Genomic DNA, 13,709 nt, shown 5'->3' with positions numbered 1-13,709 from the left:
ACATTTCCTTACACCACCATCGACACCGCCAACGGCAGGAACACCGCCGTGGCCACGCCCATCAGACTCATCGCCAGCGCCGCGAAGGCGCCGCACTCTTCACTTTCCTGCAAGGCCACCGAAGTGCCGACCGCATGGGCGGTCATGCCCAGAGCCATACCGCGGGCCTCCGGGCTGTGGACACCGAGACGGGTCAAAAGACTCGGTCCGAAGATCGCTCCGATCACCCCGGTAATCAATACGAACACCGCCGCCAGCGCCGCGACGCCACCGATTTGCTCCGCCACCAGCATGGCAATCGGCGAGGTGACCGACTTGGGTGCCATGGTCATCAGGATCATGTGTTCGGCGCCGAACCACCAGCCCAGCAGCACTCCCATGCCCGTGGCGACCACACCACCTATCACCAGCGTAGTAAATATCGGCCAGAACAACTGCCGGATCCGCCGCAGGTTGAGGTACAGCGGTACCGCCAGCGCAACGGTGGCCGGCCCGAGCAAGATGCTGAGTATCTCGGTGCTCTTGCGGTATTCGGCGTAACTCAGGCCGCAACCGACCAGTACAGCGATAACCAGCAACATGGAAACCAGTACCGGTTGCAGAAAAACCCAGCGGGTTTTCTCGAACGCTGCCAGCACCAACTGATACGCCCCCAGCGTAATACCAATACCGAACAATGGATGATGAATCACCGACGCCCAGGCGCCGTGCCAATCGAAAATCATTGGCCGTCCTCGTGATGAGCATGACGCTTGACCATCCGCTGCATCAGCACACCGGCGAAGGCCATCGACAACAGCAGCGACAGTACCAGCGCACCGGTGATCGCCCAGAAATCCGCGGCAATGTCGGCGGCGTACACCATCACGCCCACGGCCGGCGGCACCAGCAGCAACGGCAGATAACGCAACAGGCTACTGGCCGCGAGGTTCAGGGGCTCGCCAACTTGACCGCGAACAATCAGATACCCCAGCAGCAGCAACAGGCCAATGATTGGCCCCGGCAGCACCGGCAAAAACAAATGGTTGAGGGCGGTGCCGAGCAATTGAAAAAGCACCAGCCAGGTCAGGCCACGTAACAACATCCATCATCTCCCGCGCGTGCTCCCCACAAATAAGGGGCCCGACATTATAAGCACGCCAACGCTATGAATCGGCATTCGCCAAAAGCATGAATAGTTGACCGGAGCCATTTGCCATGTTGATCTAAAGTGGTTCGCAGGGAAGTCAAATCCCCCACTCGAAAAACTATAAAACCGATGAACCCAAGGAGAGTCTCAATGCCCTATGTTCCAGTTGCAGAGCTCAAAGATTATGTCGGCAAGGAACTCGGACGTTCCCAATGGCTCACCATCGACCAGGAACGTATCAACCTGTTCGCAGAAGCCACAGGCGATTATCAGTTCATCCATGTCGACCCGGTCAAAGCCGCGCAAACACCTTTCGGCAGCACCATCGCCCATGGTTTCCTGTCGTTGTCGCTGATCCCCAAACTGATGGAAGACATCCTCATCCTGCCCGAAGGCGCGAAGATGGTGGTGAACTACGGTCTGGACAGCGTGCGTTTCATCCAGCCTGTGAAGGTCAACTCCAGGGTGCGACTCAAGGTCGACATGAACGACGTCACCGAGAAGAAACCCGGTCAATGGCTGCTCAAGGCCACCGCCACGCTTGAAATCGAAGGGTCGGACAAACCGGCGTACATCGCCGAGCCACTGTCCCTCTGCTTCGTGTAAAGCATCCCGGATGCGAAGCAGCTCACGCTGTTTCGCGCCGTGTCTCTGCCGTGTCTCTATAAATGCGACACATAGCTGCGGCATACTCCGTCGCCTAATTGCCCGGATCCCGCTATGCGCTCACTTGCACTCCTTGCTTTGACCCTATTGCTCACCGCTTGCGGCGATGGCGAATCGCTGTTGCCCCCCGATGCCCGCCTGCCGGATGGTGGACGCTATCGCGGTGATCTGGTCAACGGCTTGCTGCAAGGCGAGGGTCGCATCGATTACCCGAACGGCAGCTGGTACGCCGGCCAGTTCGACAAAGGCCAATGGCATGGTCAGGGCGAATGGCATGGCAGCAACGGCGAGGTCTATCGCGGGCAATTCCAGCAAGGGTTATTCGACGGCCAAGGCACCCTGACCACCACGGGCAGCAGCTATACCGGCGGTTTCAAGGCGGGTCGACGCGACGGTGAAGGCACTCTCAAAGAAAACGCCATGACTTACCGCGGCGAATTCAAGGCCGATCAATACTCAGGGCTCGGTCGCCTGGAACTCGAAGACGGCAGCCAGTACCAAGGGCAATTCGCCCACGGCAAACCCAATGGCGAAGGCCAGCGCAGCGATGCCAGCGGAAACCAGTTCACCGGGCATTTCGCCGACGGCCAGTTGGAAGGCAATGGCACCTTCAACAGCGCCGATGGCGATATCTATGTCGGCGGTTTCAAGAACAATCAACTGCACGGCAAGGGCCGCTACGAGAACGCCGATGGCGATGTCTGGCTCGGTCACTTCAAGGAAGGCGTGCTCAGCGGCAAGGGCGAGTTGATCGGCGCCGACGGCAGTCACTACATCGGTCAGTTCAGCGACTGGCGCTTCACCGGTCAGGGTCGCTTGAACCTGGCCGATGGCAGCTTCTATATCGGCCAGTTCGACGGCGACAACTATCAGGGCCAAGGCACGCTGGTGCTGACCGATGGCACGGTGCAGAGCGGCACCTGGATCAATAGTCAGCGCGTGCGCGACGCCGACAGCAAGCTGCTGCCCGACCCTCTCGAACTCGGCTTGCTGGCCCAGGGTCGCTTGCTCGACGATGCACTGGCCAACGTGCCAGCCTCGACCCCGGCGGTCGAACTGTACACCTTGACCCTGGGCGGCGATGGCAAGCAGAGCGTGTTCCTGCGCGAGTCCGACTACGTCGCCAACATGCTCGCCAGCCGTTTCGGCGCCTTCGGCCAGATCCGCCTGGTCAACCATCGCGATCACCTCGGCGACCGGCCGATGGCCACCCGGGAAAACCTGCGCCGCGCCGCCCAGACCCTGGCTGAGCGCAGTGGTCCGGAAGACTTGCTGTTCATTTATCTGACCAGCCACGGCACCAGCGAACACCAACTGGTGCTCGACCAGCCACGCATGGAACTGGCCGACCTGCCGGTCGACGAACTGGCCGCCGTCCTCGCGCCCCTGAAGAAGCGCGACAAAATCATTGTGATTTCGTCTTGCTATTCCGGCGGCTTCATCCCCGCCCTCAAGGACGAACGCACCCTGATCATGACCGCCTCGCGCGCCGATCGAGTGTCCTTTGGGTGTTCGGAAGAAGCTAACTTCACTTATTTCGGCGACGCGCTGTTCGCCCAGGCGCTGAACCAGACCGACGATCTGGAGCAAGCCTTCAAACTGGCCAGCGCCACTGTGGCCGAGCGTGAAATGGCCGACAGCTTCGAAGCTTCCGAGCCGCAAATCTGGGCGCCGAAAACCGTTCTCAGCCACTGGCAGCTGTTGCGCAAACAACAGGCACGAAAGGCACTGCAAAGTGTCTCTATCAGCAAGGATGAAAAGAGCAACTAAGCTGAACAGTATCAAGAGGGAATGACTATGTACTTGACGCCTCAGCATGTATTGCTTGCCGGAGCTACCGGGTTAACCGGTGAACATTTGCTTGACCGTCTACTCAACGAGCCAACGATTACACGGGTATTAGCCCCCTCACGCCGGCCATTGGCCGAGCATCCTCACCTGGAAAACCCGGTCGGCGACCCGGCGGTGTTTTTGCCGCAATTGAACGGTCGCGTCGACATTGCCTACTGCTGCCTCGGCACCACGATCAAACAGGCCGGCTCCGAGCAAGCGTTTCGCGCAGTGGACCTGGACATGGTGGTGGCATTCGCCAAACGTGCGCGGGAGATGGGCGCACGGCACTTGATCGTGATCAGCGCCTTGGGAGCCGATCGGCGATCCTCGATTTTCTACAACCGGGTTAAAGGCGAGATGGAACACGCATTGCGCGCACAGAATTGGCCGCAGCTGACCATTTGCCGGCCTTCGCTGTTGTTGGGTGATCGTGTCGAGACGCGACTGGGTGAGAAGGTCGCCGGCCCGTTGTCGCGATTGCTTCCGGGCAAGTACCACGGCATCGAAGCCTGCCAGTTGGCCCGCGCCATGTGGCGCCTGGCCCTGGAAGAGCAGGATGGCGTGCGGATTGTCGAGTCGGATGAGTTGCGCAAGTTAGGCAAGTAATTTCACCTGTGGCGAGGGGGCTTGCCGCCGTTGGGTCGCGCAGCGCCCCCCCTGTTTCTTCAATTGCACCGCGTCGCCTGGATTTGCGACTGCTTCGCAGCCGGACGGGGCGATGCGGCGTTCCGACAAGCCCCCTCGCCACAGGGGTCGCAGGTTACATTCCGCCAGTCGCTTGAAAACTTACGCCAATCACCGTCAACAACGACAGCGGCAACAGCAACGTGTCGAGCAAGGCGCTGGCCGGCAGGTCAACACCCGGATAACTCGGCGCTTCTGCACCGAATCTGTCCATGGCGCAGCACCCGCCATTCAGCGCATACAAATCCAGACGCGTCCCCGAATACACCACCGGCGCCCCAGGCTTGGCAGCATCGAGGGTGCGCGCCGTGGCGCAGCCCACCAGTTGTAAAGCCAGCAGGATGACCAGCAGCTTATTCATCGCTGCTCAAATGGTGTTCGCCCCAACGCGGCAGCATGTCTTGCGGAATGTTCAGCAGATTGAGAATCCGCGCCACGACGAAGTCGATCAAGTCGTCAATGGTCTGCGGTTGGTGATAGAAGCCCGGTGAGGCCGGCAGAATGGTCACGCCCATGTTCGACAGCTTGAGCATGTTCTCCAGATGAATGCTCGAATACGGCGCCTCGCGGGGCACCAGAATCAGCTGGCGGCGCTCCTTCAAGGTCACGTCGGCAGCCCGTTCGATCAAGTTGTTGCAGGCCCCGGTCGCGATAGCCGACAAAGTCCCGGTGGAACACGGCACCACCACCATCGCCGCTGGCGAGCCGGAGCCCGACGCCACCGGCGACATCCAGTCTTCCTTGCCGTACACCCGAATCTGCCCGGCGGCGGCGCCGGTGTACTCGGTGAGGAAGGCTTGCATCATCTGCGGCTTGGACGGCAGCGTGACATCGGTCTCGGTGGCCATCACCAGTTGCGCGGCCTTGGAAATCAGGAAGTGCACCTCGCGGTCTTCACGCACCAGGCAGTCGAGCAGGCGCAAGCCGTACTGGGCGCCCGAAGCGCCGGTCATCGCCAGCGTGATGCGTTCCGGGCCGTTGTTCATTGCAGCGCCTCGGCCAGTTTGCCGTGCAGGCCGCCGAAGCCGCCATTGCTCATGATCACCACGTGAGTGCCAGGCTGAGCCTGGCTCTTCACGCGTTCGATGATGCCTTCCAGCGAATCGCTGACAATCGACGGCACGGTGCACAACGCGGCGGTGGCGCCCAGGTCCCAACCGAGGTTGGCCGGCGAATACCAGATCACCTGATCGGCATCGACCACACTCTCCGGCAAGCCATCGCGGTGAGCGCCAAGTTTCATGGAATTGGAGCGCGGCTCGATGATCGCAATCAACGGCGCATCGCCAATGCGCTTGCGCAGACCGTCGAGGGTGGTGGCGATGGCGGTCGGGTGGTGAGCGAAGTCGTCGTAAATGGTGATGCCACGGACTTCCGCGACCTTTTCCATCCGGCGCTTCACGCTTTTGAACGCGCTCAGTGCCGCAATGCCCATCGACGGTACTACGCCGACGTGACGCGCAGCGGCCAAGGTGGCCAAGGCGTTGGCGACGTTATGCTGACCGGTCATGTCCCACTCGACCACGCCTTGAACGGCGCCTTCGAACATCACTTCGAATTTCGAACCGTCTTCACTGAGCAGTTTGACTTGCCACTGACCGCCGGCACCGGTGGTTTGCACCGGGGTCCAGCAGCCCATTTCGATGACGCGCAGCAATGCAGGTTCAGTGGTCGGATGGATCACCAGGCCTTCGCTCGGAATAGTCCGCACCAAATGGTGGAATTGTCGCTCGATGGCTGGCAGATCGGGGAAGATGTCGGCGTGATCGAACTCCAGATTATTCAGGATCGCCGTGCGTGGGCGGTAGTGAACGAACTTGGAGCGCTTGTCGAAGAACGCACTGTCGTATTCGTCGGCTTCGATCACGAAGAACGGCGTATCACCCAGACGCGCAGACACCGAGAAATTCTGCGGCACACCGCCGATCAGGAAACCCGGGCTCATGCCCGCATGCTCCAGCACCCAGGCGAGCATGCTGCTGGTAGTGGTTTTGCCGTGAGTGCCGGCCACCGCCAGCACCCAGCGGCCTTGCAATACGTGATCGGCCAGCCATTGCGGGCCGGAGACGTACGGCAGGCCTTTGTTCAGCACATATTCGACGGCCGGGTTGCCGCGGGACATGGCATTGCCGATCACCACCAGGTCCGGGGCCGGATCGAGCTGCGCCGGGTCGTAACCTTGGGTCAACTCAATGCCCTGGGCTTGCAGCTGAGTGCTCATCGGCGGATAGACGTTGGCATCGGAGCCCGTCACGTGATGGCCCAGCTCTTTGGCCAGAACCGCCATCGAACCCATGAAAGTGCCGCAAATACCAAGAATATGAATGTGCATAGTCGACCTCGTAAAACATGGCCGCAGGTTAGCGTAGGGAGGGGAAAATCGCACCTTGTGTTTCGCCAATACTGACGCCATCGCGGGCAAGCCCGCTCCCACAAGGGCAGCGCAGACCCAGTGGGAGCGGGCTTGCCCGCGATTGGCCGCGACTCGGTTTAGCGGGCGATACCGTGTTTTCGCAGTTTTCTGTAGAGGGTGTTGCGGCTAACGCCCAGCTGTTCAGCCGTGTGCGTCATGTGCCAGCGTTGCTGCTCCAGTGCGTTGAGCAACGCCAGCCGCTCGGCATCATCCAGCGGAAACTCGGACGGCTCTTCAACTGCCGACGCCGTCACCGGTCGGGCCTGGCGAATCAACGCCGGCAAATCACCCAGCCCGATCCGACCGCCATCACACAATGCCGCGAGGGTGCGCAGCACATTGCGCAACTGCCGCACGTTCCCCGGCCAGGCAAAATCCAGCAAGGCCTGCCGCGCCGGCCCGTCTATCAATACCGTTTCCCCGCCCGCCTCTTCGGCCAGCAAAAAGTCGAGCAACTGTGATTTGTCAGCGCGCTCACGTAGCGCCGGCAGTGCGACTTCCAGCCCATTGAGCCGGTAATACAAATCCTCGCGGAAACTGCCGTCCTGCACCCGCTCAAGCAGATTGCGGTGAGTGGCGCTGATGATCCGCACATTGACCGATTCCGGCTCACCGCCAATCGGCACCACCTGACGGTCTTCCAGCACCCTTAATAGACGGGTCTGCATGCTCAGCGGCATGTCACCGATTTCATCGAGGAACAACGTCCCGCCATCGGCCTGCTGCAACTTGCCGCGCATGCCTTCCTTGCGGGCGCCGGTGAAGCTGCCGCCGCGATAGCCGAACAGCTCGCTTTCGATCAGGCTTTCGGGAATCGCCGCGCAATTGAGGGCGATGAAAGATTTTTCCGAGCGTTGACTGGCCTGATGCACGGCTTTGGCGAAGGCCTCTTTGCCTGAGCCGGTCTCGCCGTTGATCAGCAACGGCACGTCTCGTTCAAACACGCGCAAAGCCTTGCGAAAATCCTCCTGCAACGCGGCATCGCCCAGGCAAATGCCTGACAAGCGCGGACGCTCGACAACCATCGGGCTTTGCACCACCGGCACCGGAATGCTGCGCGGCTGCCCGCGTAACACGGCAAACAGCCGCCGCCCGTCACGGGTGCGCAATGGCCAACTGGCGCTGGCATTAGCGCTCGCGCGGCCGAGCAATTCATCCAGCGAGCAGTCAAAAAACGCCTCCACCGGTTTGCCCAACAGCCCACCACGAATATGCCCCAGCAAATTCAGCGCACTCTGGTTCACCGCACTGATCCGCCCTTCCCCGTCGAACGCCAACAACCCTTCGCTGAACAGCCCGACGGATTCGGCCTGCAGGTGAAAACGCAGCAACCATTGATTGTCGAAGTAACGCAGGAAATAGCAGCTCTCGATCATCTTCGCCGACAGATTGACCAAAGCCATGGTGTGGAACTGGCTCTGCCGCGAAACCTCGTGACGCGCCGAAGACACGTCGAGTACCGCCAGCAGCTCGCCGTGAGGATCGAACACCGGGCTCGCCGAGCAGGTCAGGCCGGTGTGACGACCACGAAAATGTTCGTCTTGATGGATGGTCAGGGACTGGCGCTCCACCAGGCAGGTGCCGATGCCATTGGTGCCTTCGCAGGCTTCGCTCCAGTCGGCGCCCAGCCAAAGGCCGGCGCGCTCGAAAATCTTCCGTTCGGTAGGCGCGGTGACGCAGTTGAGGATCACCCCGCGGGCGTCAGTCAGCAGCACCGCGTGGCCGGCGCCGGACAGTTGCTGGTGGAGGCTGGTCATTTCGGTGCCGGCAATCTGCAGCACTTGCTGCAAGCGTTCGCGGCTTTCCAGCACGCGGCCATGTTCCAGCACCGTCGGCGCCATGGTCAGGGCCGGGTCGAGGTGATAATCCTCAAGGCAGCGCAGCCAGGAGCGGGCAATGGATGGATCGCTGCCGGGACCGTGCAGGTGGGATTTACCCTGGGTCACGGTCAGCACTTGCTGGGCATGGCGACTCAAATGGTTGTCGTGCATTTCTTATTATTCTCCCCGTGTAGAACCCATTAAGGGGCTGGCACACACTTTGTGGCGAGGGAGCTTGCTCCCGCTCGAGTGCGAAGCGCTCGCCAGAAATCATGACCGGCAGACATTTTGGGGCTGCTACGCAGCCCAGCGGGAGCAAGCTCCCTCGCCACAGGGGGATTACCTGCGGGGCAATTTGAGGCTCAGCATCCTCCAGCCATCGACGCATTGCAATGCTGGCAAGACCCGCCAGTCACAGGCTGTGCCACAAGCGGTACAAAGTGTCACATGGGTTGTACCGCAAGCGTCACAAACGCCGCCCATCCGCCCGACAAAAAACACACAAGCCCTTGATTTACCTGACCTGCAAGGCACTGGCCCGACCTTTGCTCTACGCTTAATGCAGCGCTTTAGCGCGTCCTCCCTTATAAGCACAAAAGCCAAGGAGAAACCCATCATGCGTTACGCTCACCCCGGTACTGAAGGCGCTATCGTTTCGTTCAAGAGCAAGTACGGTAACTACATCGGCGGCGAGTTCGTCGCGCCTGTCAAAGGTCAGTACTTCACCAATACCTCGCCGGTCAACGGCCAACCGATTGCCGAATTCCCACGCTCCACGGCCGAAGACATCGAAAAAGCCCTGGATGCCGCCCATGCCGCCGCCGATGCCTGGGGCGCCACGTCCGCCCAGGCACGCTCGCTGGTCCTGCTGAAAATCGCCGATCGCATCGAACAGAACCTGGAAGTGCTGGCGATCACCGAATCCTGGGACAACGGCAAGGCCGTGCGCGAAACCCTCAACGCAGACATCCCGCTGGCCGCCGACCATTTCCGCTACTTCGCCGGCTGCATCCGCGCCCAGGAAGGCAGCGCCGCCGAGATCGACGGCAACACCGTGGCCTATCACATCCATGAACCGCTCGGCGTGGTCGGGCAGATCATTCCATGGAACTTCCCGATTCTGATGGCCGCCTGGAAACTCGCCCCGGCCCTGGCCGCCGGTAACTGCGTGGTCCTCAAACCTGCCGAGCAAACCCCGCTGGGCATCACCGTGCTGATGGAACTGATCGGCGACCTGCTGCCGCCCGGCGTACTCAACGTGGTGCAAGGCTTCGGCAAAGAAGCCGGGGAAGCCCTGGCCACCAGCAAGCGCATCGCCAAGATTGCCTTCACCGGCTCGACCCCGGTCGGCTCACACATCATGAAATGCGCCGCCGAAAACATCATTCCGTCCACCGTGGAGCTGGGTGGCAAGTCGCCGAACATCTTCTTCGCCGACATCATGCAAGCCGAACCGACCTTCATCGAAAAAGCCGCCGAAGGCCTGGTGCTGGCGTTCTTCAATCAGGGCGAAGTCTGCACCTGCCCGTCCCGCGCCCTGGTGCAGGAATCGATCTACGACGAGTTCATGAAAGTGGTCATGAACAAAGTCCTGCAAATCAAACGTGGCGACCCGCTGGACACCGACACCATGGTCGGCGCCCAAGCGTCCGAGCAGCAATTCGACAAAATCCTTTCGTACCTGGAGATCGCCAAGGGCGAAGGCGCCGAGCTGCTGACCGGTGGCAAGGTAGAAAAACTCGAGGGCAGCCTGGCGACCGGGTATTACATCCAGCCGACCCTGCTCAAGGGCACCAACAAAATGCGCGTGTTCCAGGAAGAAATTTTTGGCCCGGTGGTGAGCATCACCACCTTCAAGGACGAAGCCGAAGCCCTGGCCATCGCCAACGACACCGAGTTCGGCCTGGGCGCCGGCCTCTGGACCCGCGACATCAACCGCGCCTATCGCATGGGCCGCGCCATCAAGGCCGGTCGTGTGTGGACCAACTGCTACCACCTGTACCCGGCGCACGCCGCGTTCGGCGGTTACAAAAAGTCCGGCGTTGGTCGTGAAACCCACAAAATGATGCTCGACCACTATCAGCAGACCAAAAACCTGCTGGTGAGCTACGACATCAATCCGTTGGGCTTCTTCTAAACGCCTGTCGCGAGCAAGCCACTTCCCCTGTGGGAACGGCTTGCTCGCGAAGCGGTTGAACATTCAGCAAAATGTCTAGCGTCACCCCGGCAAAAACGCCGACTAAAAAACAATAAGAACAGGTGAACCCCTATGCCTAGCGATCAAGCCAGCGCGCAGCCGGCAATCTCCTCGGTCGACTTCGAAAAAGTCGGCTCCGATTATTTCCAACAACGTGAACTGAAAAAAGGTGCGGCGGGCTGGGTCCTGCTGGTGGGTTTGGGCGTGGCCTATGTCATCTCAGGTGATTACGCCGGCTGGAACTTCGGTTTGGCCCAAGGCGGATGGGGCGGCATGTTTCTCGCCACGTTGCTGATGGCCACCATGTACTTGTGCATGTGCTTCTCCCTGGCCGAATTGTCTTCCATGATCCCGACCGCCGGCGGTGGCTACGGATTTGCCCGTAGCGCATTCGGGCCGTGGGGCGGTTTCCTCACCGGAACCGCGATCCTGATCGAATACGCCATCGCCCCAGCGGCGATCGCGGTGTTTATCGGGGCGTATTGCGAGTCGCTGTTCGGCATTGGCGGCTGGATGATTTACCTGGCGTTCTACATCATCTTTATCGCCATTCACATTTTCGGTGTCGGCGAAGCCCTGAAGCTGATGTTCGTCATCACCGCCGTCGCGGCATTGGCATTGGCAGTATTTCTGATCGCGATGGTGCCGCACTTCAACGTCGCCAATTTGCTGGACATCCCGGTGACCGAGGCCAAGGGCGCCAGCAGCTTCCTGCCTTTCGGCTATGTCGGCGTCTGGGCAGCCATTCCTTACGCAATCTGGTTCTTCCTGGCCGTCGAAGGTGTACCACTGGCGGCGGAAGAGACCAAAAACCCGAAACGCGATCTGCCCCGCGGGCTGATCGGCGCCATGCTGGTATTGGTGAGCTTTGCCTTGCTGATTCTGGTCATCGGCCCTGGCGGTGCCGGCGCCAACGCCCTGCTGACTTCCGGTAATCCGTTGGTCGAAGCGCTGGCCAAAGCCTATGGCGGCTCGACCTGGATGGGCAGTTTCGTCAATCTGGTGGGCCTGGCCGGGCTGATCGCCAGTTTCTTCTCGATCATCTACGCCTATTCGCGGCAGATCTTTGCCTTGTCCCGTGCCGGCTATCTGCCGCGCAAACTGTCCGAAACCAACAAGAGCAAGGCGCCGGTACTGGCGTTGATCATTCCCGGCATCATCGGCTTTGGTCTGTCACTGACCGGCCAGGGTGACCTGCTGATTCTGGTGGCGGTGTTCGGCGCGACCATCTCCTATGTGCTGATGATGGCCGCGCACATCACCTTGCGTATCCGTCGCCCCAAAATGGATCGTCCGTACCGTACGCCGGGCGGTATTTTCACGTCTGGCGTGGCACTGGTGTTGGCTTGCATCGCCGTAGTGGCGGGCTTTCTGGTAGATCCGCGGGTGGTGATTGGCGCCGCGATCATCTATGGAGTGTTAATTGCTTACTTTGCTTTCTACAGTCGGCATCACTTGGTAGCAGGCACGCCCGAAGAAGAGTTCGCGGCCATTCAGAAAGCTGAAGAAGCCTTGCACTAACAGCCGCAAATCCCGGCGCAGGCCCTGTCTGCGCCGTCACGGAGAATCTGTATGGCGAGTTTTGCTCACACTGTCGGCAGCCAGACCTATCGCTTCGACAGCCTCAAGGACGTCATGGCCAAGGCCAGCCCGGCGCGTTCCGGGGACTTTCTGGCCGGCGTTGCCGCCCTCAACGATGGCGAGCGCGTGGCTGCGCAAATGGCCCTGGCTGACATCCCGCTGACTCACTTCCTGCAGGAAGTACTGATTCCTTACGAGGCCGATGAAGTCACCCGGCTAATCATCGACACTCACGATAAACAGGCTTTTAAAGCAGTCAGCCACCTCACTGTCGGCGGCTTTCGCGATTGGCTGCTCAGCGACGCCGCCGACGAACAGAGCCTGCGCGCCCTCGCGCCGGGCCTGACCCCGGAAATGGCCGCCGCTGTGTCGAAGATCATGCGCGTGCAGGATCTGGTGCTGGTGGCGCAGAAAATCCGCGTGGTCACGAAATTTCGCGGCACTTTGGGCCTGCACGGCCGGCTCTCGACACGTCTGCAACCCAATCACCCCACCGACGAACCGGCCGGCATCGCCGCGAGCATTCTCGACGGCCTGCTGTACGGCAACGGTGACGCAATGATTGGCATCAACCCGGCCACCGACAGCATCGCTTCGATCTGCGCCATGCTGGAAATGCTCGATGCGATCATCCAGCGCTACGAAATTCCGACACAGGCCTGCGTGCTGACCCACGTCACCACCTCCATCGAGGCGGTCAATCGAGGTGTTCCGCTGGACCTGGTGTTCCAGTCGATCGCCGGCACGGAAGCGGCCAACGCCAGTTTCGGTATCAACCTCAACGTCTTGCAGGAAGGCTATGACGCGGGCTTGAGCCTGAATCGCGGCACGTTGGGCCAGAACCTGATGTATTTCGAGACCGGCCAGGGCAGCGCCTTGTCGGCCAACGCCCACCACGGCATCGATCAACAGACCTGCGAAACCCGCGCCTACGCCGTGGCACGCCATTTCAAACCGTTTCTGGTGAACACCGTTGTAGGCTTCATCGGCCCGGAATACCTCTACAACGGCAAACAGATCATCCGCGCCGGCCTCGAAGACCACTTCTGCGGCAAGCTGCTGGGCGTGCCCATGGGTTGCGACATCTGTTACACCAACCATGCCGAAGCCGATCAGGATGACATGGACACCCTGCTGACCCTGCTGGGCGTGGCCGGGATCAACTTCATCATGGGCATTCCCGGCTCTGACGACATCATGCTCAATTACCAGACCACGTCGTTCCACGACGCCCTCTACGCCCGAAAAACCTTGGGCCTGAAACCGGCGCCGGAGTTTGAACAGTGGCTGGCGAACATGGGCATCTTCACCCAGGCAGACGGCAAAATTCACTTCGGCGACAACCTGCCGCCGGCCTTCCGTCAGGCCATGACGCAACTGGGATGA

At 60.6% G+C, this 13,709-nt stretch carries 12 protein-coding genes; 6 read left to right on the top strand and 6 right to left on the bottom strand.

Translation table 11 applies throughout. The annotated features are described in order from the left end of the window. Positions 1 to 8: 8 nt before the first annotated feature. Both PSH88_RS03750 and PSH88_RS03745 read right to left on the bottom strand, forming a co-directional pair. Positions 9 to 725 (bottom strand): LrgB family protein, encoded by a 717-nt coding sequence (locus PSH88_RS03750; protein WP_008009037.1) that lies wholly within the window; start codon positions 723 to 725, stop codon positions 9 to 11. Beyond that, entirely contained in the window at positions 722 to 1,084 is a 363-nt protein-coding gene (locus PSH88_RS03745) for a CidA/LrgA family protein (RefSeq protein ID WP_305424974.1), read from the bottom strand. The genes PSH88_RS03750 and PSH88_RS03745 overlap by 4 nt, the downstream gene beginning before the upstream one ends. Positions 1,085 to 1,279: 195 nt before the next feature. Here PSH88_RS03745 and PSH88_RS03740 point away from each other — a divergent pair, with 195 nt between their 5' ends. The 3 genes from PSH88_RS03740 to PSH88_RS03730 all read left to right on the top strand — a co-directional run bounded on the left by PSH88_RS03740 (position 1,280) and on the right by PSH88_RS03730 (position 4,234). Next, the gene (locus PSH88_RS03740) at positions 1,280 to 1,735 is read left to right on the top strand and encodes a MaoC family dehydratase (RefSeq protein WP_007937463.1); all 456 of its coding nucleotides are present in this window, start codon (positions 1,280 to 1,282) and stop codon (positions 1,733 to 1,735) included. A gap of 114 nt (positions 1,736 to 1,849) precedes the next feature. Beyond that, entirely contained in the window at positions 1,850 to 3,565 is a 1,716-nt protein-coding gene (locus tag PSH88_RS03735) for a C13 family peptidase (RefSeq protein ID WP_305424973.1), read from the top strand. A gap of 27 nt (positions 3,566 to 3,592) precedes the next feature. Beyond that, positions 3,593 to 4,234 (top strand): oxidoreductase, encoded by a 642-nt coding sequence (locus PSH88_RS03730; protein ID WP_305424972.1) that lies wholly within the window; start codon positions 3,593 to 3,595, stop codon positions 4,232 to 4,234. 154 nt (positions 4,235 to 4,388) lie between these two features. Here the strand turns inward: PSH88_RS03730 and PSH88_RS03725 are convergent, their stop codons facing one another. The 4 genes from PSH88_RS03725 to PSH88_RS03710 form a co-directional block, all read right to left on the bottom strand. After that, complete coding sequence (locus PSH88_RS03725) at positions 4,389 to 4,673, bottom strand: YceK/YidQ family lipoprotein (RefSeq protein WP_305424971.1); 285 nt, start codon at positions 4,671 to 4,673, stop codon at positions 4,389 to 4,391. Continuing rightward, positions 4,666 to 5,298 (bottom strand): flavin prenyltransferase UbiX, encoded by a 633-nt coding sequence (gene ubiX, locus PSH88_RS03720; RefSeq protein ID WP_305424970.1) that lies wholly within the window; start codon positions 5,296 to 5,298, stop codon positions 4,666 to 4,668. Before ubiX ends, PSH88_RS03725 begins: the two co-directional genes overlap by 8 nt. Further along, positions 5,295 to 6,644: a UDP-N-acetylmuramate:L-alanyl-gamma-D-glutamyl-meso-diaminopimelate ligase gene (mpl, locus tag PSH88_RS03715; RefSeq protein WP_008009026.1), complete on the bottom strand. Its 1,350-nt coding sequence runs from the start codon at positions 6,642 to 6,644 to the stop codon at positions 5,295 to 5,297. Before mpl ends, ubiX begins: the two co-directional genes overlap by 4 nt. Positions 6,645 to 6,802: 158 nt before the next feature. Further along, positions 6,803 to 8,716, bottom strand: coding sequence for a sigma-54-dependent Fis family transcriptional regulator (locus PSH88_RS03710; RefSeq protein WP_305424968.1), 1,914 nt, complete (start codon positions 8,714 to 8,716; stop codon positions 6,803 to 6,805). A gap of 445 nt (positions 8,717 to 9,161) precedes the next feature. Between PSH88_RS03710 and exaC the strand changes: the two genes are divergently transcribed. The 3 genes from exaC (at position 9,162) to PSH88_RS03695 (ending at position 13,709) form a co-directional block, all read left to right on the top strand. Then, positions 9,162 to 10,682 (top strand): acetaldehyde dehydrogenase ExaC, encoded by a 1,521-nt coding sequence (exaC, locus tag PSH88_RS03705; RefSeq protein WP_030129557.1) that lies wholly within the window; start codon positions 9,162 to 9,164, stop codon positions 10,680 to 10,682. A 132-nt stretch (positions 10,683 to 10,814) separates the two neighbouring features. Further along, positions 10,815 to 12,263 (top strand): ethanolamine permease, encoded by a 1,449-nt coding sequence (gene eat / locus PSH88_RS03700; protein WP_305424967.1) that lies wholly within the window; start codon positions 10,815 to 10,817, stop codon positions 12,261 to 12,263. Positions 12,264 to 12,314: 51 nt separating this feature from the next. Further along, positions 12,315 to 13,709: an ethanolamine ammonia-lyase subunit EutB gene (locus PSH88_RS03695; RefSeq protein ID WP_305424966.1), complete on the top strand. Its 1,395-nt coding sequence runs from the start codon at positions 12,315 to 12,317 to the stop codon at positions 13,707 to 13,709.

Origin of the sequence: Pseudomonas wuhanensis (assembly GCF_030687395.1) — a bacterium.
In the GTDB taxonomy this organism is placed as follows: Bacteria; Pseudomonadota; Gammaproteobacteria; order Pseudomonadales; family Pseudomonadaceae; genus Aquipseudomonas; species Aquipseudomonas wuhanensis.
Note: the sequence above shows the minus strand (reverse complement) of the source record. Positions and strands in the feature narration are given on the sequence as shown.